Here is a 26,497-nt window from a genome sequence, read left to right as displayed (position 1 = left end):
TAACCTTAGTCATTACACGATCCGTTATTATGCTTGTGATATAATCATGTCTTCTGCTTCTTTACTCTTCTCAAGCATCTTACGAATAACAAATGATGCTAAGAATGCGACAAATACCATCACTACAGCTAAACCAGTTAATAGGCTAAAGTAGTCACCGTAAACTGTTTGTACGACTTCTTGCGTGATCTCTTGTCCCTTCTCCATCGCAATTGAAGTAGAGAATACTGCACCAACGATACCACTCATTGCCATTGCGACTGAATATAAACTTACCGAGAAATTTTCAATATGTTTCGGTGCCACAGACAAGATGAATGCCACAACCATACTGCCCACAATCACTTCAGCAAATGCTTGGAAGAAATGAATAGCCATAAATATTTCAGGGCGAATAACAGCATCTTCACCAACATTGAGTACGGCCATCGTCAGGATACCAAACGCGATTGCCGTTAAAATAAATGCAAAGCCGATTTTCGTTGCTGTCGTAAAGTTAATATTACGTTTTTCAAGCGATACAAACACATACACGATCACAGGGCCACCAACGATACACCAAAGTGAATTCATTGCCATTGCCGCTTCTGGTGCAATTGGGATAAACCCGAACAAGTCACCACGCATAGTATTGATTGTTACCATCGTCATTGAAGTCATCATTTGGCCGTAATAAACAAAGAAAGCTGTTGTTAATACAGTCATGATAAGGATAGTCCCCATCTTTAATGCATCAGCACGTTCCGATTTAAGCATTAATGAGATGAAGTAAAGGATCGCTGATGCACCAATTGCGTAGATGATATTTTGGCCAATATCCATATTTGAAAACATGAAGAATACTAAACCAATCATTGCAACAGATAACGTAGTGAATGCAATCCAGTTTTTGGTGCTTACAGGTGCTTGATCAATATCTGCACCTACTGTTGATAATGGTTTACGTGAAACGACTAGAATAGCGAAAGCAATGAAAGCCATCACAGCAGATAACATGAAACTGCCATTAAAACCAATTGCAAGTACGAACATTGGGAATAAATATTGACCTAAAAAGGCACCTATATTGTTTACTGAATAGTTAACTGGGTAACCGTTTTCAAAATCTTCTTGGCTTGCGAATGTACGTTTGTACAGACTTGGGTATGAAGGCGACATTAGACCACGGCCGTAACTGGCTAGCGCAATACCAACCAGACATAATTGTACATTACTTGCCGATGCACCGAAAACAAGTAAGCCATAACCTATGGCAAAGGCAAGATAAGCAATCGTTAACGAGCGATAAGCGCCTAAGAACTTATCTGCAATGAAACCACCAGCAATAGCAAACAACGGACCAATAGCAGAAAATGCACCAACAACCATCATGGTGTCGGCTTCGCTATACCCCAAATCTTCTAAAAAGAAGCGGGTTAAAATAATCATTACACCGTAGAAAGATAAGCCAAACAGCATTTGGCAACACATCATAGATTTATTCAGTCGATTCCACATAATTAATCTCTTTTATTATGGATAAGTAAAGAAAGGTAAATTCGACGAGATGTTAACACTTAAGAAGTAGCCAATAAGAGGTGGAGATCGCATAATCAAAACAAATTTGGCACATACAACTATCTAAACACCATTAACGCGAAATAAAAGACTGGTTAAAATGAAAAACTGCAGTTTATTGAACTTTAAGATAGATTCTTTGCGGCATTATAATTCAAATCAAGACGTCAAAATACGTAACCGACTCATATCGATAAGAATGAATACACCAATCATTTACCACTTACTTAATAATGAGTTACACTTAAGCAAGACAAGCATAAAACAGGCGCTATATGACATCTAAAGCAGTAAGAGCACAAGGGTTCACCCTTATTGAATTAGCTATCACCATCATCATTCTGGCGGTACTAGCGGCTGTCGCGATCCCTAAATTTGTCAATTTCCGTGAAGATGCTGAGATTAGTCGTGTTAAAGCAATTGCGGCCGCTTATCAAGAAGCGGTCAGTTTTGTGCAGATACGTTATCAAATATTAGGCTTAAGCCAAAACATGGCCAATATAGAGGGATTCGCAGATGATAATGTTGATGTAAATCCTAGTGGGTTTCCTCTTGGTATAGATAAGAATGTAGCCATGTCACAACCACACAACATAGGTAAAGGTCAAAAAGGCTGTCAATCATTATGGGAAGTATTATTAATAAACCCACCGTCCGTTTCATTTGAAGACGGCAACAGTGACTTTCAATCATATAGGCATAAGGGAGAAGAAGGTTATAATAGCCAGTGCAGTTATGTCCTACGCAGTTTAGGCGATACAGAATCTTATAAGTTAGCTGCTATGGTCATTAATTATGATGCAGAGAAAGGTAAAGTAACTACAATTTTCAGAGATTAATAAAACGAATCAAGCCCTATATTTTAGGCAAAAAAAAGCACCGAACATTTATATGTTCAGTGCTTCTTAATATGGGGCGACTGAAGGGATTTGAACCCTCGACAACCGGAATCACAATCCGGGGCTCTACCAACTGAGCTACAACCGCCATTAACTATCGACTCATCCCGCTAAACATTGTTAGCCAGACCGTCTGTTGTTTCGATGAGGTGATTATGCAGCAGTTAGTGAGCACATGCAAGTCCACTTATACCACGTGAACACTTTACACACCCTTCGTTTTAAAATTAAACAAAATAGTTAAATTAACAAGATAATACCGAGTATTAAGGCCGGTAAAATTTACCTTGCGATGATTGTAATGCCTGTATAAATAAATAAACCTAAAGGATTAGCTATATACGCCTAATTTCTTATGTTATTGCTACTATCACAACGGTCATCATAAATAGCGACCTTATCGTAAACAGCAGCAAGTATTGAGGTAATAAATATCATGAGTGAACAGATACTAAATATTGCGGATAACTTTTGGAACATACGCGGCGACTTTAAGATCGGCGGCATCTTAAATATAGGCACTCATGCATCAATCGTGCGCTGTGAAAATGGTAAATTTGTACTGCTTGATGCCTACACATTAACAGGAAAACTGAAAAACCAAGTCGATGCGTTAACCAACAATGGCGCAGAGCTTCAGGCCATCATTAACTTGCACCCTTTCCATACCATACATGTCAAAAAGGTACATGAACTCTATCCACACGCAAAACTTTATGGCACTCAGCGTCACCTCGATAAATTTCCGAATCTACCATGGCAATCACAATGCACTGAATCAAGTGAGTTTGCAGCGTTATTTTCTGACGATTTTGAGTTTTCTGTACCCGCTGGTGTTGATTTCATCTCAAGTAACGAAAACTTACATTTTTCATCCGTACTTGCTTATCACAACGCATCTAAAACGCTTCACGTCGATGATACGCTAATGTACTTGAAGTTTCCGAGTATCATTGGCGTACTCAAAAAACCAGAAGTCACATTTCATATGACACTAGCTCAAACACTAGAAAAAAGACCTGGTGCTGCAGCAGAGTTCAGGGATTGGGTAACGCAATTAATGAAAAAATGGGAAAATGCTGAAAATCTATGCGCTGCGCACTCGGCTACTTTTCTAGGTGATAAACATACATCACCGAGTGTCGCGGTTAAAATTGCATTTGCATTAAAAAAAGTAGAAAGAACATTGCAAGCACATGAGAAGAAGTTTGGTTAGTACCCTTAAAACATATTATTAAGCGCGATACCGATACCAAAGCGCGTCTGACTATGATTGTAATCAATGAGGCTTTCGCCATAGCCATTAAACACAGTGATATAACCTTTCAATTTGCCATATAAAGGTGTTGTTAGGTTTACTTGTATTGAACCATTATGTGTAGAAAAATTCTGTCGCATTTCTGCGCTTAATTCATATTTACCGAAAGCATAGCCAATACCATATTCGACATTGCCCATATAATCGGCGATGTCCGGATTATCGTCTCCTTTAGGACTTGTAGGCTCCGTTTTCTCATCTTCAGCTAGGCGGTACCAAGGCCTCACGCTCCAGACTAAATTACCTTGTTCATAGATGAACTCAGCGTAGACCCTATTCCATGAGCGAGATGATGTACCAGCACGGCCGTTCGATTGATGTTCAATTCCAACCATTACACCGGTATTTGCATCATTAGGATGCCAGTCTAGTGGTGCGACATAGAAGATTTCAGGTCGGTAATTAGTTTCTCTAAACGGACTCGAAATTTCATCGGCATAAACTTGCCACCAAGCTTCAAGCGTAAACCCAGCATAGATACGGTCGCCATCAACCAATAAAGAACTATAGCTCAATGGTAGTTTAAGACTTAACTGAAATTTCGATTCTACTTTTTTATAGCCGTCATCAAGCGCATTTAGATTACGATAGGCTTCAGGGTTAATTTGATTAGTACTGTAAACCGGTAAGATATAGTTCATTCTGTGAGGAGTTAGCGTAAACTCCGACGAATCATTTTGTCGTTCTGCAACGATGCGCCTTGTTAGCACCCCAGCCTTTACTGTTTTACCGCGAATAATAACGGTACCTTCTTCTTCAATGCTCTTTTGTGCTGCGCATATTGCTCTTACTTCCCCTAGCGTCACTTCTGATGCGCTATTCGCGACTTGCTGGTCAATACACTCACTTTGTGTTTGTGTAGCTGCTTGAACGTTCAAGCCTAAAAATAGCGACACTAAACCGAGTTTTGTATAATTCAACTGTTGCAAAATTAATTCCATTTATTGTGAACTCTAAGATCCATAGAGAGTATGTGGTGACTTAACTATATGAATAAGATATCGACCTTATGATAGTGGGTCAAGCAAGAATTAAGGTAGCGGGAATACGAAAAAATCCGCTGAGTAAAGGTCAGCGGATTTTCATGTACACAAATTAGTTAAAACGTCATACTAGAGACTAATTAAAAATCATATTTAACCGTTACGCCATAGTTACGTTCTGCTTGCGATAAATCATTATCTTGTGCTGTTAAGCCGCGTACATCGTTCCATAACCAATACTGTTCATTAGTTAAGTTATAAACACCAGCACGTAATGTTAAGTCTTCCATTGGTTTGTAATATGCAGTTAAATCAACAACCGTTGAACTTGGGTTTTCGATCTGCTCCCCAGGAACCGGATTAGTTGGATCTATGTCAGTTAAATTCAAATCACTTGAACCTTTCTTCGCTGTATAAACCGTTTTCAGTGACGTACCCCAGTTTGAGCTTGGGCTATCGTAGCTAAGACCAATAACCATATTCCACGGTGCAACACTATTAAGTGCTAAACCATCTTGATCTTCACCTTCTGTATAAGCAGCAGCTAAACGTAAACTTGTACCGTCAAATGCACCAATTAAGCTATCTAACCAAAGGTTAGTTGCTATTTCAGCACCTTTAATCGTTGCTTTATCTAGGTTTTCATAGCTAGTTACACTTATACCATTTGTATCAGTATAACTAATCTTATCAATGAAATTGTCGTAATCACTATAGAACACAGCAAACTCATAATTACCAGCAGCAAAGTTACCACGCAGACCTGTTTCATAAGAGATACTGCTTTCAGCTTTTAAGTCAGGGTTTGGTTCACTCTTATATCCATACGTGCTATTAGAAAATGAGTAGTACAATTCTTGGAAATCTGGGGCTCTAAATCCTTGACTTACTTGGGCAAAAACCTTGGTATCGTCGGTTAAATTATACAGAGCACCTAATTTTGCAGTCATAGCTGAGTCTGAGTACTCTTTGTAATCAGTAGGCTCATAGCCGCTTACATCTTGATATTTAGTCGTTGGGTCTGTGTTATCCGGTTTAGTATTGAAACTATCAAAACGTATACTAGGAGTTAAAACTAATGCATTATCTAATAACGAAATCTGATCTTGTAAAAACGCGCCCCATTTCGTTTCTTCAGCTTTTGGCATGTAATAATAAACTGTTGTTCCAGTATCACCTGTAGAGTGTTTTACAGAATGCGTGATATTGGTATTCTCAATATCACGAGTAGCATACGATAGACCGTAAGTTAAGTAATGTTCCATTCCTGCCAATGCGAAGGATTTGTCAAACTGAGCTCCAAGCTCGTAACCTTCCTCGCCATAAAAGTAATCTTTTAACTGACTAGCATCAGGCTGAGGACGAGGACGAGGTCCTGGCGTCATTGTAACCGTGGTACTACGGCTTGTTTGTGATACTTGTTTGCTTTTTTGCCAATCAAACTGTAATGCCATAGAATCAAATACAGAGTTATTTGCACTAAAAATATACTTGGCACCTAAACGTTGGCGTTCTCTCTGATCTGCAGCACTATAACTTTTATCCCAATCAGCAGTTAACGGTAAGTCTGTATCTGTATCAGAAAGAACCTGTTCACCAGTAAATTCAATCCGGTGATTTTCATTGATTTGATATTGCAGTTTTACTAAAACATTATTTTTTTCTGTTTCTTGCGGATCTGGCTTCCCAAAGTTTTGCTCTTCTTCACCAGCTCTGTGGGTATAAGCCACTAGCGTCTCTAAATCACCGGTACGATTAGCTAATGCAACAGATTGAGAGAAACTACTATCAACCGAGTGATAACCTAGTTTTACATGACCACCGCTATTATCGCCAGCATCAAGAAAATCACTTGGATCTTTGGTTTCAAATGCCACAATACCTGCAATCGCATCACTACCATATAAACTCGATGCCGCACCTTTTACTACTTCAACTGATTTAATCATATCTGGGTCAATATCTAATCGCCCTGATTGAATAAAAGACTTGCCAGAATCAAAGCGATTGGCTTGCGATACACCATCAACCACAATCTTAACGCGATTGCCTTCCATACCTCGAATATTGACACTTTGAACGCCATATCGAGGATCACTTTCTACTGTAACACCCGGTGTATAATCAAATAATTCACCAACATCTTTTACTAGATTAGCTTCAATATCATCAGCGGAAATTACACTTACTGACGCTGCGACATCTGTGAGTAACTGCTCCGATCGTGTAGCTGATACCACGGTCGTTGCGTCAGCCATATTGTTATTGGATTCAGCCATTGCTGGTATTGATAAAGCTAATAAAATAGATGTGGTTAAATACTTCTTATTCCAAGACATCGAGAATTCCCTACAGCGTCATTTATGTTTAAGTGGCGCCAATATAACAAGATCAAATGAGAATTACTATCATTCTCATTAATATTCGCATTTATTTTATCCTGAATAGCCTCAAACATGACAATCAATAATGTATTTTATATAAAATCATGTTAACCCATAGATTAGTGTGGTTTTTTTTAGACTTCATTAGCTCTTTTGATAGTTCAAATATCGTTATTTAACTATAAATAATGAATAAAAATTAAAATATGCTATATTCGGGCATTAATTTTCAATTAACCTATCCATAATAGATAGCTAAACTGCAAATCAAGCCGTTCACAGGGTAAACGTTTGCTTATGTACTAGGTATGGCACCAACGTACTTTATGTGTATTTTACATTTACAGGAAATATACATTTAACAAGTAATTTAACGCTCAGAGTAAACAATCCGGTCATCAATCATGAGGCTATGGATATCAATGGTCGGGATTTCATCTACGACACTATTTACTCGGTATTAAATCTCAATTTTAATCACAACATCAGCTTAATGATCTGTTTATCCACATTAAATTTAAATTTGTAAAACACATCACGCTGATTAATAACCAAGAGGTAATATGAATACTATTTATTCAATTGGTGAACTAGAATCTTTTTTAATCGCTTTTTTAGTACTATTTCTAGGGCATATCTGTAATAAGAAAATACCCGTACTGCAACGATTCAACATACCAGAACCAATAGTCGGAGGCTTAATCGTCGCCGTCATTATCACCATTTTGCACTTTAAAAATATCACGCTAGAATTCTCTCTGCCCCTACAAAGCACGCTAATGCTTATGTTCTTTAGCACGGTCGGTTTGGCAGCCAGCTACACTCAACTATTAAAAGGGGGCTCTAAAGTATTCCTTTTCTTAGCGGTTGCCTCACTTTACATTATCATTCAAAACGGTATTGGGGTTAGCTTAGCCACCATGCTTGGACTAGAGCCTATTTATGGTTTAATTGCTGGTTCAATCACCTTATCTGGTGGTCACGGTACAGGTGCCGCTTGGTCTCAAACATTTTATGAAATGTACGGGATAAATACCCTTGAATTAGCAATGGCAGCAGCCACTTTTGGCTTAGTCGTTGGTGGTATTATCGGTGGTCCAGTCGCCCAACGCCTTATTGCTAAAAATAACTTAGAATCCGAGTATGGCATTGGCACTAACCATCATGAACAATTCCCTGAGTTAGTGACTTATAATGAGTTGGAAGAAGACCGTATCACAGGTAAAAGTATCATCGAGACGCTGTTTATTCTGTTAACGTGTGTGGTCGGTGCTGGCTATGTCGAACAGGCGGTGTCATTACTTAACATCACGTGGTTACGTATTCCAGACTTTGTCTACGCGCTCTTTTTAGGCGTGATCATCACCAATACCACCGAAGTAACCAAAAGCTATAAAGTGAATACTGAAGCTGTTGATATCCTAGGTACCGTGGCTTTATCTTTATTCTTAGCAATGGCATTAATGAATCTTAAATTATGGAATATTTTTGATTTAGCATTACCGCTATTGGTGATTTTATCTGTACAGGCTGTCGTACTGGCTATTTTCTCGTACTTTGTCACTTTTAAATTAATGGGTTCAAATTACGATGCAGCTATTATTGCAGGTGGTCACTGTGGCTTTGGTCTCGGTGCAACGCCGACAGCAGTAATGAACATGGGCTCACTGGTATCACGCTATGGTCCGTCACCACAGGCGTTCATGGTCGTGCCTATTGTTGGCGCATTCTTTATTGATATTGTTAACTTGATTATCCTGCAAGGCTATATCAGCTTTATCGGATAAAAGACTGTTAATCAGGTCTGTCATTCACAGGCCTGATTATGATCTAACCACTACAACCCCCCACCTTGCTGTGCTGATTTCACTTTATTTGCCCGCCGGATACAAATAACGATATAACATAACGCGAGCACCGCTGGTATCGTCCATAATAAATTCATCATCATCTCCTTCTTTATCATTGAATATAAATTAGCATCATCACATTAGTGTATTGTTGGGTGCGGATCTTTAAGCCATTCAGGCGATATTTGTAATGCATCAAAACAGGATTCACAGATAGGATGACGACGGCTAAAGTCGAGTAATGGCATTAACGTAACTTTAATGGCTTGAGTTGCAAGGGCTTTGAAGGTGTCTGATACAGCTTCACCACGCAGTAATGACATCATCCATTGATGGGGCATCGTTAGATATCGCAGCGCGGTATAGTGCTGGTTTTGTGCTTCGTAAATAGTAGCTAAATGATGTTGGGTTGATATCCAAGCCATTAATAACGCTTCATCTTCAGGGTTATTCTCCCATTGCAGCTTTATCTGCTCCACAGCATTATGATAACAAAGTTCTGCATCTAACCATGATTTCTCACTCACACAGCGATGACCATCTTCCATTAACACTTTCCAAGTTTGCATAACCACACCTTTAAATAATAATGATTCTCATTATTATTTAAAGGTGGCTATCATGTAAAGCATAATTTATATAAAAAGAGATAATATGCCATATTAATCAATTCACATTACTCGATGACGCATGCGCCCAGCCCTGTCGCTTACGGTAAATAGTCGATGCGCTTATATCAAGTAATGCTGCGGCCTTAGGTATATTGCCATTACAATGTGAGATTGCATTCTCAATAATGCGCTTTTCACTCTTCCACAATGGCACAATACCTTCAGCCATGAGGCCTTCCCTCGTGATACCTTGCCCCACTAAGCCATCACCAACAATGCCATCATCAATACAACCGACGAAACCTTTTTCAGTGTTGATATCGTCAGGAAATAACCGCGGTAGCATCGGACTCGAGTTATGCATATTAAGATCGTCATCCTGGGCTAACAAATTCGGCGTTAACTTCTTTGTCACGACCATATTTGCTTGCTGTATTTCTATCGGTAACATGTGACTCGTAATCAATTCCCCCTCATTTAACACCACCATTTGACGGATCACATTTTGCAACATACGTACATTCCCAGGCCAAGCGTAATGGGTGATTATTTCAATCGTTTTATTATCAAAGCCTGTAAAAGATTTCCTCTCTTCTTTGCTGTAATCAATGAGTAGCTGCTGCGCAATCAAAAAGCTATCGTTATTACGCATGCGCAATGGCGGTAGTTCAATAGGAATTACGTGCAAACGATAGAATAGGTCCTCACGGAATCGCCCAGCAGTTACTTCATTCCAAGGATGGCGATTTGTAGCACTAATAAAACGCACATCGACACACTCTTCTTGTGAGCCGCCAACACGCTGAAATACACCTGTTTGAATAAAACGTAATAACTTACTCTGTAGATCCAAATCCATTTCACATATTTCATCGAGAAACAATGTCCCGCCATGTGCTCGTGTTGCAGCACCATCACGGTTGGAAGTAGCCCCTGTAAATGCACCTTTTACATGGCCAAATATCTCACTTTCAATTAATTCTTTCGGGATCGCAGCACAATTAAGCGCGACAAACGGTTTATTTTTCCGCACACCACAATCATGTACAGCTTGTGCACAAACCTCTTTACCCGTGCCACTTTCACCAATAATAAAAACAGACGCTTTACTACTAGCAACGCAACCAATGGTTTTGTAAACAGCTTGCATCGCTAACGAATCACCAATAAACCCATGAAAATTGGGTTTTGGTAAACTACTCTCATAATTTGCGACTAAGTTAATTAATTGGCGCTGTTTAAGGGCGTTACGCAATGTTATAGATAACCGTTTGGCATCGAAAGGTTTGACTAAAAAATCAAATGCTCCAGCACGCATTGCATCAACAGCAAGATCGATGGAAGCGTGCGCGGTGATCATAATAATACTAATGTCAGGATAACGTTGCTGCACTGTCATTAAAATATCCATCCCTGACATATCAGGTAACTGTATATCTAAAATAAGTAAGTCAGGCTGCCAACGTGTAAGCTCAACTAATGCATCTTTCCCTGATTGCACATAAGTAACATTAGCGCCTTCATTGCGTAAATAAGCACTATAAATAGCTCCCATAGACGCACTGTCTTCGACTAATAACGCAGTAAATTCCATATAATAATCCCTGTCGGCGCTATCTTAAATTACCATTATATCCACAGGCATTTAGCTGTTAGCAGTGGTAATAGCAGTAATGAATAAAGTTTGATCTCCATCCTTTAACTTTAGTTAGGAATATAGCATTAGTGAGAAATGTATCTACGCCATGCTGAAAATTGTAAACCTCGCCACAAATCTCGATAAAAATAGAGTAATAACAAACAGTTTATCGCCAACAGAATAAATTCAATGACACGATAACCCGAGATCTTACTCATATTAACGCTCAATAAGATCATAAAAATTCCCCATGATGTCAGTAAGTGTAATTTGCGATAAGATAAATACACCAAACGCTGGCTGATCACGTAGAAAAGTATGTAGCGAATTAAACCCGTTAACACCATCGTATTCAACAAACCTATCAACCCGTACGCCTCAACGGCCCAGTAGCCAACAACCAATAGATGCAAAGCGCAGCAACCACCAATAATAGTTGCCCATCTCGCATTCTGTTTCAAAAAACAACCAATATTTAATAATTCAGAATTGAATCGTAATACCATAATCAAGCATATCCAAGGGATCAAGCTGATACTCTCACGGTAGCTTTCGGGTAGTATGATATCCATCATAATGGGTGCCATGAACAGCATACTCCCCGCTAATAGCATACCTATTTGCACGCCGAGTACGGCATATTTAGCCCCCAAATCCGGATTGGTGTCGTGTATCTTAAAACGCCTTGCATACCACCACATACGAAACGGTTCAAAGGCCACCGATATCATTAATCCAAATTGCCCAGCAGCAAAGAATATGGCTAATTGTTGTTTGCCCAAATGGATCACAACCAACCAATTTTCTGCGCCATTCAGGCAATATACAAAAAAACCCGAACACACAATAAAGCCGATATAACGGTAATGATCTAAGGTGAAATTGGCTCGCCGTCCTTGCAAATTCGCGCGAAAATAAACTAACACAGCAATTGCGATGACAGAGCTACTAATGGCACTTGATAGCATCATCCCTGTTACCCCATAACCGGCCATAAGTAAGCCAATCGAAAGCGCTGTTTGTAGCGACCCCTGAGCAATAGAAAACACCATAAAAGGTACCGCTTGGTGGGTCATTCTGAAATAACAATAAGGTACGGTGAGTAACGAGGATAGCGATAAACTAATCAATAATAGTTGCAGATCAAATAAGCGTAAAGTAACCGGTAGCCAACTCATGATAAGCCCACTAAATGGTAAGGCCAAACACAAAAATGTCACCGCGCATAATAACGACAGCCTGAAGCATTGTCGCATCACAGCTTCGTTATCTTCTTTAACTTGGCCACTGGCAAAGCGAAATAAAATATCACCCAAACCTAAAGTCAGAAATAAGCTAACCATCGACGCTATACTGACTAAAAAATTAAGCTCCCCATAATCAACTTGCGTCAACATACGCGTCACGATGGGCATCATGATAAAGCCCAAACCTTTTAGTACAAAAATACCAATTCCATATATCAACATCTCCCTTAAACTATTCATTTAACTGTGGCTCCTTCAATCAAACGGGATAGTCGGAGGGCTTGTACTTGGGCATTAAAGTACTGCTCTACTCGCTGACGCGCCAGGAGCCGCATCTGGTCTCGCACGTTATTTTGGCATTGTATAAGCGCTTCAATCGCCAACTTTAATGCCAGTACGTCTTTCGATGCAACGATATACCCGGTATCTTCAGTCACAATGTCACGGCATCCCATGACATCGCTAGTAATCACAGGTAACCCCATCGCCATCGCCTCTTTTAATACCACAGGGCCACTATCACTATCGCCATCAGCAGAAACGCAAAACGGAGCAACAAAACCATCATAATCAGAACCTTTCTGCGCGATCCAATGCGGAGAGCGATAGCCCATCAAGCGTACAAATGCGGTTAAGTTTAATTTTTTAACTAAGTGCTGAAGGTAATTTTGCGCAGGGCCTTGGCCGACAATATCAAAATGCGGTCGTACATTTTCAGCAATCAGAGCCAATGCTTCTAACGCATAGGCAATGCCTTTTTTCTCGACCAAATGGCCAACAAAGAGCAACTCCAGCTGCTTATGTGACGGGACTGGATGTGCGGGGAAACGCGATATATCGACACCACTGTGCAATAAGTGTAAATGCTTTGCTCCAAGCAATTGAAAGTTCTTAATAATATCTTCGCACTCAGCAATGTTAAAACTACACGCCGTTAATTTATAACGAATATCATCATTATCTTCATATATGACAGAACCATGCTCGACACTCGAGGTGGTGATCTCCAACCAGCAAGCGGCGACGAGTGTGTACGCCAAACTGCAATGCATAAAATGACAGTGAAAATGCTCGCAGTGAAATTTATCGGCGAGATAAGCTAACTTTGCACCATAAGAAAGTAATGAACATGTCGTGATAGCATGCTGGTGATTAGCACATTTAAATGCCTTTGTCGTCGCTAAAGGGTGCTTAGCAACAAATGCAGATACTTGTTTATTAGATGCCATATTGACATCAATCACAGTCACATTATTAGGTAATGTCACCACTGAATCACGCTTAATAAAACAAAATACGGTGACTTGATGGCCCGCCTTTGCTAATGCGCATATTTCCGTTACCACAAATGTTTCGGAGGCTGTTGGGAATTCAGGAACAACAATCGCGATATGTTTCATTGCGATACCTTAAGTGAGAGGATTAACTTAAGTATAGAAATAATAACGTTAATGGCATTGTAGAAGTGAAATTATTGTAGTGCTGCCGTATAATATTCCGCTTTATCGTATTACTGAGTTTCTTTGACCATGCATATTAACCCCAACTGGCGCATCCTAACGATTGGCGATGGCGATTTATCATTCTCTAATGCCTTGCTTCAACATTATGCACCGGCGCAATTAACAGCCACCATTTTCGATCCACTTGCCACGTTGGAAAATAAGTATGGTGATGATTTTTATAAAAAATTACTCGCTCATAATTGCCAAGTATTAACTGGTTTTGATATAACTAAACCTGAGACATGGTCTGAAATAAAGCACCATAGTTTTGACCTGGTTATTTTCCAATTTCCACTCGTACCTGGCTTTACCTCTAAAACAGAGTTTAATGACAAATGCGCAGGTATTGGTATTAACACGCTAAATCGCCGCCTGTTACGCCAGTTTTTAATTAATAGTAGTGAACAGTTACTTGATCCTACTGGCCCACAGCTGTGTTATATCACCAGCAAAGACGTCAAACCTTACTCTGAATGGAATATTCAACATTCATTAATACGCAATACCGATATCCATTTCCTCGGTGAAATGAACTTCGATATCGCCAATTTTCCTGGCTACCGCATTCGTAATGTTGATCGTGATAAGCACGTTAAAGATACCAAGGGCATTACTTATGTCTGGAGTCTACGCCCTGCTAACCAGCTAGCACAGGCACTCAGTTCACAGTTAACACCGTCGACAATACTCGGTGATGATTGCTGTCATTACTGCCAAGCCGGCCCGTTTACTTCAGACCAGCATAGAGAGTCACATGAAAGCTCGCGTAAGCATTTACGTATGCAAGATTTCGAACAGCAATGGCTTGCCGATTTACAAACAGCTTAAGTCCGCAGCGATATCTTGATGTAAGTATTTTGACGCAGTTACTTTTGCTTGGTAACTGCTATAAATAAACACCAGAATAAAGGCGATACTCAATAACATGATAATCGTTGGTGCTGGCGCACTGTCGAGATAAAAGCTCAAGTATACACCAAAGAACGATGCTAATAACGAAATGAGTAATGCCACCAGCAGCATGCTTTGAAATTTATTCGTTAATAAGAATGCGATCGCCCCTGGAGCAATCAGCATCGCAATAACCAAGATCATACCGACAGCTTTTAGCGCGCAAACTATCGTTAACGTGAGTAATGATAACAGACCATAATGTAATAACCCTGTCGATAAACCGATCGCCTTCGCGTGTTGATGATCAAACACGAAGACCAGTAGATCCTTGCCTTTAATCAGCATGAATGCCACGACTAGGAAAGCGACAACCCCCACTTCCAAAATATCCTGCCATGTCACCCCAAGTACATCACCAAACAAGATATGATCTAAATGTACACCCGACTCTATTTTGGTCATTAATACCAGGCCTAAACCAAACATGCTCGAAAACACTACGCCCATGACAGTGTCTTCTTTCAATCGACTATTATCTTTAATAAAACCAGTCGCGAGTGCGCAAAAGATCCCCGCAACAAACGCGCCGATAACATAAGGAATAGCCAAGACATAAGCGATCACCACCCCGGGTAGCACAGAATGAGAAATAGCATCGCCCATCAAAGACCAGCCTTTTAATACCAAGAAACACGACAATAAAGCGGTTGGGATCGCCACAAGCAGCACAATTAAAAATGCTTGCTGCATAAAAGTAAATGAAAACGGCTCTAATAAGGTGTTTAATATTGTTTCAGATAACGTATCAAGTAAGCTCACCATTATAATGTCCCTATCGTTTGTCTAGCCTTGAACCTTGCCGCTAAATAACCATGCTTGGGCGCAAATACAAACGCCAATATAAATACCATCGCTTGCAATATCACAATGATGCCTCCTGTCGCGCCATCAATAAAATAGCTAAGGTAGGCGCCAATAAATGAACTCGCAGCCCCAATAATAACACTCAATATAATTACCCAAGAGAACCTGTCACTGAGTAGATAAGCAGTTGCACCGGGTGTGACCACCATCGCTATCACTAAAAAGGCACCCACAGTTTGTAGTGCCGCGACTGTACACGCACTCAATAAGGTGAAGAATAAAACCTTTAGCGCATTCGGGCTTAAGCCAATACTGCGCGCATGATGTTCATCAAAAAAGACGACCATTAGATCTTTCCATTTTAATATCAGTACAAACAATGAAATACCGGAGATTAATAACAGTTGTAAAGTATCAGCTGGGGTAATGGCTAAAATATTTCCCATGACGATAGTTTGGATATTTACAGATGTCGGTGACAGCGACACCATAAACAGCCCTAAACCAAAAAATGAGGTAAATATGAGCCCGATGATCGCGTCTTCTTTTAGCTTTGTACGTTGATTTAGAAACAGCATGGTTGTGGCAGCCAACCCGCCCGAAAAAAAGGCGCCCAAAGCAAACGGCAACCCTAACATATAGGCGCCAGCGACACCGGGAACGATAGCATGCGATAAGGCATCACCAATTAATGACCAGCCTTTCAACATTAAATACGCTGACAAAAACGCACAAACGCCGCCTACCAATGCACTAATAAAGATGGCATTGACCATATAATCATAACTAAAGGGGGTTAATAGTGACTCTATCATCGATTCCTCACTACTGGCGTTTGCTCACCGTCACCATAAAGAACCACTGGGCGTTCATGATCTGACAGTACTGTCACCTGCCGCTTATCATCATCTTCATGTAATTCATCGCCCGCAAGAATAAAGTGACGTAATACTCCACCAAAGGTTTTCTGCAAGTTATCCTGAGTGAATATCTCACTGGTTAACCCCGCCCCCAATATGGTACGGTTAATTAACACAGTTCGGTCGCAAAACTCTGGCACACTACCGAGATTATGCGTAGAGACTAAAATCACCTTACCTTCAGCGCGTAACTCCCGCAGTAACGCCATGATCTGCTCTTCTGTTTGTACATCAACCCCAGTAAAAGGTTCATCCAGTAAAATGACTTGGCTTTCTTGAGCCAACGCTCGGGCAAGAAACACACGTTTTTTTTGACCGCCAGATAGCTCACCAATTTGTCTGTACTTAAACTCACTCATATTAACGCGTTCAAGCGCCAAATTGACCTTATCATGATCGTTCCGCTTCGCTATACGTAGCATATTCATATGCCCGTAACGTCCCATCATAACGACATCTTTGACTAAAATAGGAAAATTCCAATCAATCTCTTCGCTCTGTGGCACATAAGCAACCAGATTACTTTTTAACGCCTTATTAACTGGCAAACCTAAAATATCAACCGAGCCTTTTGCTAACGTAACAAATCCCATGATCGCCTTGAATAAAGTTGATTTACCACTGCCATTAATCCCAACCAATGCCGTAATCGAGCCTTGAGGTAAGCTAAAACTGGCATTGACTAGCGCAGTATGGCCGTTTCTGTACGTCACACTAATATCGTTAACCGCTAATCCCATCATTCTTGTTCGAGTCCTTTTGCTATCGTACCGAGGGTGACTTTTAGCAAGTCAATATACGTTGGCACAGGTCCATCAATCGCACTTAATGAATCAACATATAAAACGCCAGCATAACGACTCCCCGTCTCACGGGCGACTTGCTGCGCTGGTCGGGCTGATACCGTACTTTCACTAAAGATGGCTGCAATCTGATTGGCTTTCATTTTATCGATAACCTTACGCACTTGTTGCGGTGTACCTTGAGAATCCGCATTAATAGGCCAAAGGAAAAGCTCTTTCAAATCATAATCACGGGCTAAATAACTGAACGCGCCCTCACTCGTGACTAACCAGCGTTGGTTTTTTGGTAAGGCCGCAAGTTGTTGTTTAAATGGTGCGACTGCATCCAATATTTGGGCACTATAATGCTGTGCATTTTGGTTATAAACGGCGGCGTTAGCACCGTCGAACATAACGAATGCCTGACGAATATTTTCAATATAAATCAAGGCATTGTCAGCTGACATCCACGCGTGAGGGTTGGGTTTACCAGAATAAGGACCTTGCGAAATACCCATAGGAACAATGCCCTTGGTAACGACAACACTAGGCACATCACGTAAATTATGGAAAAACTTATCAAACCATAATTCCAGGTTTAATCCGTTATAAATAATCAAATCAGCACCTTGCGCACGACGTATATCACCCGGTGTGGCTTGGTAGTTATGGATCTCGGCGTCAGGTTTGGTTATTGAAGTAACAACAGCAGCATCACCCGCTATGTTTCTCGCCATATCAGCGATCACGGTAAAGGTCGTCACCACTTTAAACTTGTTCTCTGCAGCGACTGCATTCGTCGTCCAAACAGCACTTAATAAAATTGTAAATAATGACAGTATTGAAAATATACTCGCTGGTGATAGCATAAAACGAAATTGATGTGGCATGGGACTTCCTTGTTTACTTCGGGATAAACTGATACTAGCAAGAAATTCAAAACACCTCAATACAAATGATAATTATTACCATTTGTATTTTTTGATCCACAACAACTAATCGTAGGCTTTAGATTTACGCTAATGAATTGCTATGGGAGAATTAAGCTAAAAGGCCGTTATGCAAACAAGCAAGCCCAGTACTGCAGAGCAGATAAAGTCATTAACCAACATCCCTGAGTTATTAGATTTTTTTGATATTGGTTTCGACAGTGGATTAATACACGAATGGCAAGATGATTTACTCAAACGCTTTAACGGTTATGTGTTATTAACCAAACCACAAGACTGGTTTGATTATCGCCGTTGTTTAAAGAATGCTTACTGTAAAGTACAACGCGGTCGGCTAGATCGCAGCAGTAAGACTCGCGTAGCTTGCCGTGGATGCACTTCTTGTGAAAGGCGTTAACCTGTTTGGGAAGCCATTATTAAGCCAAGCCTAAGACTTAACAAACACAAGTAAACGGTTATTCGCTGGCATTGTATGATCATGCATTAATACCAAGTCTTGTTCATTGGCAAGCTGATTAATCGCTTCAATATCACGAATACCACGCTCACTATCAATGTTCTTTAACCAGACATCAAAATCAGCATTGCTTGGACTGGTAAATAGGCCATCGTAATTAAACGGACCATAGATACACAGTTTTCCGCCTGATGCTAAATGCCTACCAACACCTTGAAAGAAACGCTTCACCAAAGGCCAGCTAACAATATGTAGCGTGTTCGCAGTAAAGATACCTTCCACACTGTCAATCGGCCAATCTTGGTTTAGATCTAATAATAGCGGACGCTTTAAATTAGCTAAATCAACACTGTCTAACCAAGTATGAATACCGGCATGATTACAGGCTAGATCACTGGTTTGCCAAGTGAGGAATGGTAACTGAGCCGCAAAATGTACAGCATGCTGTGCACTGCCCGTCCCGATTTCCAATATTCGCAGGGGCTGAGTAAACTCACCAGTGAGCACAGTTAAAATCGCTTGTTTATTATTTTCACAAGATTGTGAGAAAGGTTTATCCATATTGCACCTGTATCAATTATCCACTCCGTCTATGAGAAGCTCTGTTTATTACAGCCATGTTATAACGAGCTCTGTATCACGATATACCGAGCACGCTTATTACCAGCTTAGCTATTATCGCGAGTATCAACAGTTTAACTGATATTCAAAATAAAAGGTGAGCGCAGGCTATACTTTACTGGTAGAAAGCTGATAACGACTGGAGCGCATGATGTTTTTTAAACATAAAAGTAATAACGATATGATAGAGGTAATAGGACAAGACGATCTCACGAACCTATTCCATGATTCGGTAGTCGGTCGCTATCAGGTGGGTGAAGAACAACAAGATCCGGAAACCTTTAAAAAATCAGATCTTCTATTTCTTTCCGGTGAAACACTACCACTCTGCTGGACCGATCCGCATTATAGAGAAAATCAGCATTAGTTAAAATGGGAACGATCCTGTTCCCATTTTATTTAGTTATTAACGCATTATAAGCTCGGCGTCATCGCAGCATCATTCGAGAAACGACGTCGCACCCAAAGTATGCTAATCACCACTAAGACTGCAGCGACTAGCATCACAGAGCCAAGGTTAAACTGATCTTTTGCCCCCATCAATGATGCCGCTAATGTCGCAAGGCCCGCGCCTAAATTTTGCATACCACCTAAAATTGCCCCCGCAGTCCCAGCATGATGAGGAAAAGGCTGAATTGCCGCAGTTGTTGCTGCAGGAAAAATTATTCCAGCACCAATAAACGAAATAAACCCACCACCAATCAATGACACAACGGTGACTAATCCAGCCATGCCCGGAATGAAGATAGCTAGAGCTCCAACAATCAAAGTCACCATACCAATGTTAAACAAATTGCGTTGGCCGATACGTACCGATAACGTAGCAGATAACCAGGCACCCAATAAATACCCCGGTAATGGTAATACAAATAACCAACTTACCGTTGTTGGATCGAGCTTTAACACACTACCAAGCAATACACCTGCCGCAGCTTCAAACACAGCGATACCCGCGAATGTCGCAATAAGGCAAAAGACATAACCTTGGAATTGGCGGTTACTCAACACATAACTATAGCTTGTCCAAACGCGCTCATTACGACGCTTTTCTTTAGGCAATGTTTCATCAAACATCGTAAACATCGCTAGTGTCACTAGCGCGCCAAAGATCAGTAAAAACAGGTAACTTGCTTTCCAATCAAATGCCATTGAAAGATAACCCCCCACCACAGGTGCAAGTAAGGGTGAAAAAATGACGCCCATACTCACAAGGCTGTTAGCTCGATGCAATGATGCGCCATCATAGCAGTCACGCGTGACCGTTCTCGACATTGCGCCCGCACAACCTGTACCAGAGCCTTGGATAAAGCTAGCTAATAGAAAATACTCAAATGACGGAGCGAATAATGCCGCCAATGTACCCATCATAAATATAGTCATGCCCGCCATAATCACGGGTCGTCGACCAATGCGATCTGATAAAGGCCCATATACAAACTGTGATAAGCCGTAAGGGATCAAATAAGCCGCCATAACCGCTTGTAGATACGTTGGCTGAACCGCAAAATCGGTAGCCATTGCAGCAATAGATGGCACATACATTGTTTGTGTCATTTGCCCTACAGCAGTCAGTATAATAATTAGAAATAGTAATTTTGCCATATTGGCAGAAGACGATTGTTGTAGCACAACCATACCCTCATAATAAGTTACGAATATAAAACGGTAATTAAGGCTAAAAACCGCAATAATTAGAGATAAACTCTAGTTGGATTGATAATGAAAAGATTGGTGACAGGCTAAATCCATATACGCAATATCTTACTCTGCATTTCAGGCGGCATAATAGTCCTGAGCATCATCTTAGGCAAGTAAAAAAACAGGTGGAATACAGTACATTTTCAGATTTATCGGATTAGTTTTTGTAATGTATTAATTAAGTGTTAAATTATCGTTTCATAATATAAATAATTCGCTTTTATCGGTCATAAGATACCGAAAGTAGAAATATATATTACACTCATATTAATAAGGATAATGAAAGTAACTGGCATGCTAGCGTTTACCGCTAAGGGGAAAGGATGAATAATAGTGATCTTATTTTTATCGCGTTTTCAATTATCACGCTAATTAATGTCGCACGTGCTGTTTCTTCATTACGTTGCCTGCTTTATCACATGAGAGATATTGACCCGCTACTCTATCAGCGTGTTAACGGTCGGGTATTTTTTAATACTGAAGGTAATTACACAAAACAAATGCAATTATTCCATTACATCCGTCGTAATGAGCATTTACAGCACTTTGACGAATACTTTATTTACCGCTGCAGCAAGGTAAAAAGAATATTTACCTTATCCAGCTATCTCGTCGTTTGCAACATCCTGCTCATCCCAACCTTGATGTTTCTCGATTTTTAAGCGGTATTCACTCTTCTCTTCGATGCGAGTATATTTAAAAATCAATTTTAATACCTAAGCTCGCTTCTAGTTTCATATCCACATCTTCTAGCACATACAGGCTTGGACCAAGCTCTGCATACAGGGTTATCAGCTCAAAAGGTTGTTGAAACCCGATGCCTGAGCGTACAGCCACTTTATGCTTGTGGTGGTCGACAAGTTGCCCCCCTAAATAAACATATAGTGGGGCTAATTTAGGCTTTTCCAATAATTCAGCCACACTAAAGGTCTGATCAAACGCAACGCCGAAATCTTTCAACCCCAAAGAAAAACGTAAGTCGCCTTGTTGATATTGAACCCCAGACATAGGACTCCCTAAAAATACAGCAACTTGTTGTTTTGAAAAACTATTAAACGGACACATCAAAACCAGTATTAACATGCTGATACTCTTAATTTTAACCATAAATACCACTCCTTAAAAGCCAATATCAAACAGATACTCTGCGAATTAAATTAAACGCTATATAAAAGCCTAGCTGCAAATTGCACAAGCTGCTAATACGCTAAAATTAAATTTTGAGACAAGCTAAGCCGACCAGTTAGCCTATTTTCAAAAATATCGTGTTGCTCGCTGAAATAGATAAATTCAACAGTATGATAATAAATCATACGAACGTTTAAATTATTCGTTCAAAAATATTCCGATTAAATACACGAGTTGTAACCTATATGTTGCAACCAAATGACTAATTCAGTGTCACTTTATATTCACAACACAACTTAATAGATAGGAAGAATTATATGTTATCGAATGCTGCTGTAGAAAAAATAGAATTGAATGGACTCAACTGTATTGCTGATTTGATACTAGATACTTGTGAAGAATATGCGAATAGACCTGCTTACACCTGCTTAGGTAAAACCCTTACATTTAAGGAGATAGACCAGCTATCTGCCGCGTTTGCATCCTACCTACAAAACCATACAGACCTAAAACCAGGTGATAAAATTGCGATCCAATTACCGAGTATTACCCAATTTCCAATTGCTGCTTATGGCGCGACTCGTGCAGGATTAGTATTAGTTAACACCAACCCACTTTACACCCCGCGTGAAATGTTACATCAATTTAACAATTCTGAAGCCACGGCATTAGTCATCTTATCTGACCTGCTCCCTGTCGCAGAAAAAGTACTGCCTGATACCAATATCAAGACTATCATTACCACCCATGCGGCCGACTTACTCGCACCACAGGAACAAGGTTCTTCACAGCTAGATACCATTTCATTACTTGATGCGATTGCACTCGGTAAAAATAATCCTTACCTACCAGTTACTTGCCATATCGATGATTTAGCTGTTTTGCAATACACAGGCGGCACCACAGGCTTGTCAAAAGGCGCAATGCTCAGCCACGGTAATGTATTAAGCAATACCATCCAAACCAAGGGCCGTTTGTCTAACGAAATCACAGCAGGCGAAGAGGTGCTCATATCACCGCTGCCGCTCTATCATATATACGCATTTAACATCACTCTACTGCTGTACTTTAGTACGGGTGCCCATACTGTATTGATCCCAAATCCACGAGATATGCCGGGGTTTGTGAACGCGATTAAAACCGTTAAATTCACGGCATTTTCAGGCCTTAATACCTTATTTGTTGGTTTATGTACTCAGCCTGAATTTAAAGCATTAGACTTCAGTAAATTAAAAATAACCACTTCAGGTGGTACAGCGCTCACAAGCTCAACCGCGAAGTTATGGAAAGACGTCACAGGCTGCGATATCTGTGAAGGTTATGGGTTATCTGAAACATCACCGGTAGTCACATTCAACCGTCCAGGCGAAACCTTAGTTGGTTCAATTGGCGCAGCCTTACCGGGTACCGAGATTAAACTACTTAATGAAAATGATAATGAGGTTGCAGCAGGTGAAGCAGGTGAACTCTCAGTTCGTGGCCCGCAAGTCATGCAAGGTTACTGGCGTAGCGACGCAGCAACAGCTGAAGTAATGACCAGTGACGGTTTCTTTAAAACTGGGGATATAGCCGAACAATTAGACAATGGTTATTACAAAATTGTTGATCGTAAAAAAGACATGATCATCGTATCCGGTTTTAACGTTTACCCTAATGAAGTCGAAGAGGTCCTCTCAAATCACAGCGGTATTTTAGAGGCCGCAGTCATTGGTGTTCCTTTAGAGAAAACGGGAGAAGCGGTGAAAGCCTTTATCGTCAAATCTCAGCATAACCAAGACCTTGAAGAACAAGATATCATTGCACACTGTAAAGAATTTTTAACGGCCTACAAGGTACCTAAGCAAATTGTATTTATGGACGAGTTGCCAAAAACAGCAGTAGGTAAGATATTACGTCGCGAATTACGTACAGCGTAGCGCGACATTAGCAATAAAATGACGACAAGCACTCGCTGTCGTCATTTTAACGCTGACTTAAACACGACAACATTCGCATTTAAACTCAATGATAAACATCGCCCCACCCAACTTACTGGTTTTAATGTCCAGCTTTCCTTTCATGGTTTTAACCACCGTATTCACAATAGCCAAACCTAAGCCAAAACCACCAGTCTGTCTACTACGACTGTTATCTAACCGCGTAAACGCATCAAGTACTTGCTCTCGTTGCTGTGGACTGATCCCATCACCATCATCCTCGACGACGATACAGCAACAATTAACATGTTTTTTAAGCGTGATCTTAACCCTTGAATCTGCGTACAAACAGGCATTCTTCACGAGGTTATCAACAATGAGCTGAAGGTAGCGAGGATTACCATCCACACTCACAGCCTCGATATCAGCCGTGACATGGACATGAGGGTACTGCAGCTGAAACTCAACCATGCGTGATTGTATTAACGCCGCTAAGTCAATCTTTTGATGGAGCGAAGAGGGATTGTGTTCTATGGTTTGTAGCATCAGGATGTCATTTGCTAAAGCTTCCATTTCAACCGTATAACGACCTAAGTCATTGTGTAATGCCGTCGTATATTCATTATGAGCCTCATCACTTAGCAAGCCCATCACCAACTGAATACGCGTTAACGGTGTACGTAATTCATGGGCAATGGCATTCGCCATAACGCGTTGCTGATGCTGTGAATGCTGCAGCGATTCAGCCATTTTATTGAAACTTGTTGCCATTTGATTCAAAGGTGCGGGGATTTTATTGTTGACGCGAGTATCTAGCTCGCCCTTTGCCAGATCTAAACTAGCATCACTTAAACGATAGACGTGATTGGATATATTTCTCACACTCGCGTACAGCACTAAGGCAATACTTAAAAAGATAAAACCTAATAAAAAAATTTCCGCATTATCATCGACCCAATCCTGAGGACCATCTATTGGGTAGAGCGCTTGATTTCGATCAATGATGAGTAATAGCCCATCTTTATGCGGCAAGATCACAGCAAGACGATCATCTTCTACATCATGCTTATAGACAAATACCCCCCACTTACCAATACCAGCAGGTAAAGGTGGATAATTTTTATTCGGTTCTATATCAACAACGTCTAACAGCTCGTGCTTTCGATGATAGAGTAATGCTTGATTCATCTTGATATTTTTTATCGTAAACCCGGTAAATCGACTCAATAAATCGACTTCCATATTCCAGCGGTCGGTATCTTCGACAAAATCATCCAATAATTTAGACGCAAAACTCGCATCATGGACAAATGTTATATCATCAAGGTTTTCGTAGTAATAATCCATCGACAAACTAACAAAGACGATGCTGCCAATAATCACCGCCGTCACTCCAACATATAGCTTTAAAAACAGCGTGTTAAAGGAGTAGTGACGAATGAATTTTTTCAGCTTAGTAACCATATTATTGCTTAACAAATAGGTAACCCTTACAGCGAATTGTTTTGATTATTTGGTATGGGGCAACATCATCTTTTATCTTTTTACGTATACTTGATAAACGCATATCCAAGGCTCTATCTAGGCCATCAAACTCGACACCTTTGAGTGCGCGATAACATTCGTCTCGACTCACAATCGTGCCAGCTTGTGTCGCTAAATAGGCTAACATTTCATATTCTGCGCCCGTTAAAATAATCTCTTCGTTATTACGGGTAACTAAGCGCTTTAAGGTATCTATCGTTAAGCTGCCAGTATGGCTTAGCGCGTTCGTGTTTTTATTACTTCTATTTTCACGACGCAAAAATGCTTCTATGTGTGATAACAAGATATGTGGTCGTAGCGGTTTGTGTAAATAGCCATCAGCGCCAGTGTCTAATGCTGACATTTCCGATATTTCTTCACTACAAGCGGTCAACATAATAATCGGTCCGCTATAAAATTCACGACTTTGCTTACATACCTCAATCCCGTCTAAGCCAGGCATCATGATATCTAATACCACAAGATCGGGTTTTAATCGGGCTATATCAGCCAGTCCATCGGTGCCATTATTACTCAGTGATACTTGATAGCCTTTACTGCGTAAGAACATATCGAGAAGCCGACAAATCTCTAAATCATCTTCAACAATTAAAATGTGTTTGTTGTCATTCTCTAACATGGTCAAGGAAACCTTATATCATTATAAATAAATTAAAATACAGAGCTAATATATACTGTTCAGGTAAATTCAGCTTATTATCATTCAATGCAATTTTTTAAATTGTGCTA

The 26,497-nt window shown here is 40.3% G+C and carries 24 protein-coding genes and 1 tRNA gene; 8 read left to right on the top strand and 17 right to left on the bottom strand.

All coding sequences use genetic code 11. From position 1 onward, the window contains the following. Positions 1–27: 27 nt before the first annotated feature. A complete protein-coding gene (locus tag JFU56_RS10775) occupies positions 28–1,497 on the bottom strand; it encodes a peptide MFS transporter (protein WP_198437286.1) in 1,470 nt (489 codons plus the stop codon). 335 nt (positions 1,498–1,832) lie between these two features. Here JFU56_RS10775 and JFU56_RS10770 point away from each other — a divergent pair, with 335 nt between their 5' ends. Continuing rightward, the gene (locus JFU56_RS10770; RefSeq protein ID WP_198437285.1) at positions 1,833–2,396 is read left to right on the top strand and encodes a prepilin-type N-terminal cleavage/methylation domain-containing protein; all 564 of its coding nucleotides are present in this window, start codon (positions 1,833–1,835) and stop codon (positions 2,394–2,396) included. Between the two features lie 72 nt (positions 2,397–2,468). Here the strand turns inward: JFU56_RS10770 and JFU56_RS10765 are convergent. Next, positions 2,469–2,544, bottom strand: a tRNA-His gene (locus JFU56_RS10765). A gap of 348 nt (positions 2,545–2,892) precedes the next feature. Between JFU56_RS10765 and JFU56_RS10760 the strand changes: the two genes are divergently transcribed. Beyond that, a complete protein-coding gene (locus JFU56_RS10760) occupies positions 2,893–3,672 on the top strand; it encodes a hypothetical protein (RefSeq protein ID WP_198437284.1) in 780 nt (259 codons plus the stop codon). Positions 3,673–3,677: 5 nt separating this feature from the next. Here the strand turns inward: JFU56_RS10760 and JFU56_RS10755 are convergent, their stop codons facing one another. Beyond that, positions 3,678–4,715 carry a phospholipase A gene (locus JFU56_RS10755; protein WP_198437283.1) on the bottom strand — a complete coding sequence of 346 codons (1,038 nt, stop codon included), beginning with the start codon at positions 4,713–4,715 and terminating at the stop codon, positions 3,678–3,680. A gap of 182 nt (positions 4,716–4,897) precedes the next feature. Next, positions 4,898–7,096, bottom strand: coding sequence for a TonB-dependent hemoglobin/transferrin/lactoferrin family receptor (locus JFU56_RS10750; RefSeq protein ID WP_198437282.1), 2,199 nt, complete (start codon positions 7,094–7,096; stop codon positions 4,898–4,900). Between the two features lie 608 nt (positions 7,097–7,704). On the opposite strand from JFU56_RS10750, the gene gltS reads away from it, so the two are divergent. After that, entirely contained in the window at positions 7,705–8,928 is a 1,224-nt protein-coding gene (gltS, locus tag JFU56_RS10745) for a sodium/glutamate symporter (RefSeq protein WP_198437281.1), read from the top strand. A gap of 203 nt (positions 8,929–9,131) precedes the next feature. Here gltS and JFU56_RS10740 read toward each other — a convergent pair whose 3' ends face one another. The 4 genes from JFU56_RS10740 to JFU56_RS10725 form a co-directional block, all read right to left on the bottom strand. Next, positions 9,132–9,560 carry a hypothetical protein gene (locus JFU56_RS10740; protein ID WP_198437280.1) on the bottom strand — a complete coding sequence of 143 codons (429 nt, stop codon included), beginning with the start codon at positions 9,558–9,560 and terminating at the stop codon, positions 9,132–9,134. Positions 9,561–9,657: 97 nt separating this feature from the next. Then, a complete protein-coding gene (locus tag JFU56_RS10735) occupies positions 9,658–11,196 on the bottom strand; it encodes a sigma-54 dependent transcriptional regulator (protein ID WP_198437279.1) in 1,539 nt (512 codons plus the stop codon). A 128-nt stretch (positions 11,197–11,324) separates the two neighbouring features. Then, positions 11,325–12,728 (bottom strand): lipopolysaccharide biosynthesis protein, encoded by a 1,404-nt coding sequence (locus tag JFU56_RS10730; protein WP_198437278.1) that lies wholly within the window; start codon positions 12,726–12,728, stop codon positions 11,325–11,327. Continuing rightward, positions 12,725–13,888 (bottom strand): glycosyltransferase, encoded by a 1,164-nt coding sequence (locus JFU56_RS10725; protein ID WP_198437277.1) that lies wholly within the window; start codon positions 13,886–13,888, stop codon positions 12,725–12,727. The genes JFU56_RS10730 and JFU56_RS10725 overlap by 4 nt, the downstream gene beginning before the upstream one ends. Before the next feature lie 129 nt (positions 13,889–14,017). Between JFU56_RS10725 and JFU56_RS10720 the strand changes: the two genes are divergently transcribed. Continuing rightward, complete coding sequence (locus tag JFU56_RS10720) at positions 14,018–14,821, top strand: class I SAM-dependent methyltransferase (RefSeq protein ID WP_198437276.1); 804 nt, start codon at positions 14,018–14,020, stop codon at positions 14,819–14,821. On the opposite strand, the gene JFU56_RS10715 is transcribed toward JFU56_RS10720, so the two are convergent. The 4 genes from JFU56_RS10715 to JFU56_RS10700 are packed head-to-tail and all read right to left on the bottom strand — an operon-like array spanning position 14,807 to position 18,343. Next, entirely contained in the window at positions 14,807–15,709 is a 903-nt protein-coding gene (locus JFU56_RS10715) for a metal ABC transporter permease (RefSeq protein ID WP_198437275.1), read from the bottom strand. The two genes, JFU56_RS10720 and JFU56_RS10715, sit on opposite strands and share 15 nt — an antisense overlap. Next, positions 15,709–16,566, bottom strand: coding sequence for a metal ABC transporter permease (locus JFU56_RS10710; RefSeq protein WP_198437274.1), 858 nt, complete (start codon positions 16,564–16,566; stop codon positions 15,709–15,711). Before JFU56_RS10710 ends, JFU56_RS10715 begins: the two co-directional genes overlap by 1 nt. Further along, positions 16,563–17,414, bottom strand: coding sequence for a manganese/iron ABC transporter ATP-binding protein (locus JFU56_RS10705; protein WP_198437273.1), 852 nt, complete (start codon positions 17,412–17,414; stop codon positions 16,563–16,565). Before JFU56_RS10705 ends, JFU56_RS10710 begins: the two co-directional genes overlap by 4 nt. Further along, entirely contained in the window at positions 17,411–18,343 is a 933-nt protein-coding gene (locus JFU56_RS10700) for a metal ABC transporter substrate-binding protein (protein WP_305798244.1), read from the bottom strand. The genes JFU56_RS10705 and JFU56_RS10700 overlap by 4 nt, the downstream gene beginning before the upstream one ends. Before the next feature lie 169 nt (positions 18,344–18,512). On the opposite strand from JFU56_RS10700, the gene JFU56_RS10695 reads away from it, so the two are divergent. After that, positions 18,513–18,800, top strand: coding sequence for a nitrogen fixation protein NifW (locus tag JFU56_RS10695; RefSeq protein ID WP_198437272.1), 288 nt, complete (start codon positions 18,513–18,515; stop codon positions 18,798–18,800). Between the two features lie 30 nt (positions 18,801–18,830). Here the strand turns inward: JFU56_RS10695 and JFU56_RS10690 are convergent, their stop codons facing one another. Then, positions 18,831–19,421 carry a DUF938 domain-containing protein gene (locus JFU56_RS10690; RefSeq protein ID WP_198437271.1) on the bottom strand — a complete coding sequence of 197 codons (591 nt, stop codon included), beginning with the start codon at positions 19,419–19,421 and terminating at the stop codon, positions 18,831–18,833. A gap of 208 nt (positions 19,422–19,629) precedes the next feature. On the opposite strand from JFU56_RS10690, the gene JFU56_RS10685 reads away from it, so the two are divergent. Further along, complete coding sequence (locus tag JFU56_RS10685; RefSeq protein ID WP_242065947.1) at positions 19,630–19,848, top strand: acetyltransferase; 219 nt, start codon at positions 19,630–19,632, stop codon at positions 19,846–19,848. Between the two features lie 47 nt (positions 19,849–19,895). On the opposite strand, the gene emrD is transcribed toward JFU56_RS10685, so the two are convergent. Then, positions 19,896–21,116, bottom strand: coding sequence for a multidrug efflux MFS transporter EmrD (emrD, locus tag JFU56_RS10680; protein WP_198437270.1), 1,221 nt, complete (start codon positions 21,114–21,116; stop codon positions 19,896–19,898). Between the two features lie 386 nt (positions 21,117–21,502). Here emrD and JFU56_RS10675 point away from each other — a divergent pair, with 386 nt between their 5' ends. Beyond that, positions 21,503–21,841: a universal stress protein UspB gene (locus tag JFU56_RS10675; RefSeq protein WP_198437269.1), complete on the top strand. Its 339-nt coding sequence runs from the start codon at positions 21,503–21,505 to the stop codon at positions 21,839–21,841. A gap of 34 nt (positions 21,842–21,875) precedes the next feature. On the opposite strand, the gene JFU56_RS10670 is transcribed toward JFU56_RS10675, so the two are convergent. Continuing rightward, positions 21,876–22,286, bottom strand: coding sequence for a hypothetical protein (locus JFU56_RS10670; protein ID WP_198437268.1), 411 nt, complete (start codon positions 22,284–22,286; stop codon positions 21,876–21,878). Between the two features lie 338 nt (positions 22,287–22,624). Between JFU56_RS10670 and JFU56_RS10665 the strand changes: the two genes are divergently transcribed. Beyond that, complete coding sequence (locus JFU56_RS10665; protein WP_198437267.1) at positions 22,625–24,223, top strand: AMP-binding protein; 1,599 nt, start codon at positions 22,625–22,627, stop codon at positions 24,221–24,223. 57 nt (positions 24,224–24,280) lie between these two features. On the opposite strand, the gene JFU56_RS10660 is transcribed toward JFU56_RS10665, so the two are convergent. Both JFU56_RS10660 and JFU56_RS10655 read right to left on the bottom strand, forming a co-directional pair. Beyond that, positions 24,281–25,702: an ATP-binding protein gene (locus JFU56_RS10660; protein WP_242065946.1), complete on the bottom strand. Its 1,422-nt coding sequence runs from the start codon at positions 25,700–25,702 to the stop codon at positions 24,281–24,283. Further along, positions 25,689–26,387: a response regulator transcription factor gene (locus JFU56_RS10655; protein ID WP_198437266.1), complete on the bottom strand. Its 699-nt coding sequence runs from the start codon at positions 26,385–26,387 to the stop codon at positions 25,689–25,691. Before JFU56_RS10655 ends, JFU56_RS10660 begins: the two co-directional genes overlap by 14 nt. Positions 26,388–26,497 lie beyond the last annotated feature (110 nt).

The sequence above is a fragment of the Moritella sp. F3 genome (genome assembly GCF_015082335.1).
GTDB lineage: Bacteria > Pseudomonadota > Gammaproteobacteria > Enterobacterales > Moritellaceae > Moritella.
This window is presented reverse-complemented; position numbering and strand designations above follow the sequence as displayed.

What these genes read in the sequence shown, in the direction of transcription:
- JFU56_RS10775 (WP_198437286.1), bottom strand. Translation starts at nt 1,497, where the DNA reads ATGTGGAATCGACTGAATAAATCTATGATGTGTTGCCAAATGCTGTTT.
- JFU56_RS10770 (WP_198437285.1), top strand. Translation starts at nt 1,833, where the DNA reads ATGACATCTAAAGCAGTAAGAGCACAAGGGTTCACCCTTATTGAATTA.
- JFU56_RS10760 (WP_198437284.1), top strand. Translation starts at nt 2,893, where the DNA reads ATGAGTGAACAGATACTAAATATTGCGGATAACTTTTGGAACATACGC.
- JFU56_RS10755 (WP_198437283.1), bottom strand. Translation starts at nt 4,715, where the DNA reads ATGGAATTAATTTTGCAACAGTTGAATTATACAAAACTCGGTTTAGTG.
- JFU56_RS10750 (WP_198437282.1), bottom strand. Translation starts at nt 7,096, where the DNA reads ATGTCTTGGAATAAGAAGTATTTAACCACATCTATTTTATTAGCTTTA.
- gltS (WP_198437281.1), top strand. Translation starts at nt 7,705, where the DNA reads ATGAATACTATTTATTCAATTGGTGAACTAGAATCTTTTTTAATCGCT.
- JFU56_RS10740 (WP_198437280.1), bottom strand. Translation starts at nt 9,560, where the DNA reads ATGCAAACTTGGAAAGTGTTAATGGAAGATGGTCATCGCTGTGTGAGT.
- JFU56_RS10735 (WP_198437279.1), bottom strand. Translation starts at nt 11,196, where the DNA reads ATGGAATTTACTGCGTTATTAGTCGAAGACAGTGCGTCTATGGGAGCT.
- JFU56_RS10730 (WP_198437278.1), bottom strand. Translation starts at nt 12,728, where the DNA reads ATGAATAGTTTAAGGGAGATGTTGATATATGGAATTGGTATTTTTGTA.
- JFU56_RS10725 (WP_198437277.1), bottom strand. Translation starts at nt 13,888, where the DNA reads ATGAAACATATCGCGATTGTTGTTCCTGAATTCCCAACAGCCTCCGAA.
- JFU56_RS10720 (WP_198437276.1), top strand. Translation starts at nt 14,018, where the DNA reads ATGCATATTAACCCCAACTGGCGCATCCTAACGATTGGCGATGGCGAT.
- JFU56_RS10715 (WP_198437275.1), bottom strand. Translation starts at nt 15,709, where the DNA reads ATGGTGAGCTTACTTGATACGTTATCTGAAACAATATTAAACACCTTA.
- JFU56_RS10710 (WP_198437274.1), bottom strand. Translation starts at nt 16,566, where the DNA reads ATGATAGAGTCACTATTAACCCCCTTTAGTTATGATTATATGGTCAAT.
- JFU56_RS10705 (WP_198437273.1), bottom strand. Translation starts at nt 17,414, where the DNA reads ATGATGGGATTAGCGGTTAACGATATTAGTGTGACGTACAGAAACGGC.
- JFU56_RS10700 (WP_305798244.1), bottom strand. Translation starts at nt 18,343, where the DNA reads ATGCCACATCAATTTCGTTTTATGCTATCACCAGCGAGTATATTTTCA.
- JFU56_RS10695 (WP_198437272.1), top strand. Translation starts at nt 18,513, where the DNA reads ATGCAAACAAGCAAGCCCAGTACTGCAGAGCAGATAAAGTCATTAACC.
- JFU56_RS10690 (WP_198437271.1), bottom strand. Translation starts at nt 19,421, where the DNA reads ATGGATAAACCTTTCTCACAATCTTGTGAAAATAATAAACAAGCGATT.
- JFU56_RS10685 (WP_242065947.1), top strand. Translation starts at nt 19,630, where the DNA reads ATGATGTTTTTTAAACATAAAAGTAATAACGATATGATAGAGGTAATA.
- emrD (WP_198437270.1), bottom strand. Translation starts at nt 21,116, where the DNA reads ATGGTTGTGCTACAACAATCGTCTTCTGCCAATATGGCAAAATTACTA.
- JFU56_RS10675 (WP_198437269.1), top strand. Translation starts at nt 21,503, where the DNA reads ATGAATAATAGTGATCTTATTTTTATCGCGTTTTCAATTATCACGCTA.
- JFU56_RS10670 (WP_198437268.1), bottom strand. Translation starts at nt 22,286, where the DNA reads ATGGTTAAAATTAAGAGTATCAGCATGTTAATACTGGTTTTGATGTGT.
- JFU56_RS10665 (WP_198437267.1), top strand. Translation starts at nt 22,625, where the DNA reads ATGTTATCGAATGCTGCTGTAGAAAAAATAGAATTGAATGGACTCAAC.
- JFU56_RS10655 (WP_198437266.1), bottom strand. Translation starts at nt 26,387, where the DNA reads ATGTTAGAGAATGACAACAAACACATTTTAATTGTTGAAGATGATTTA.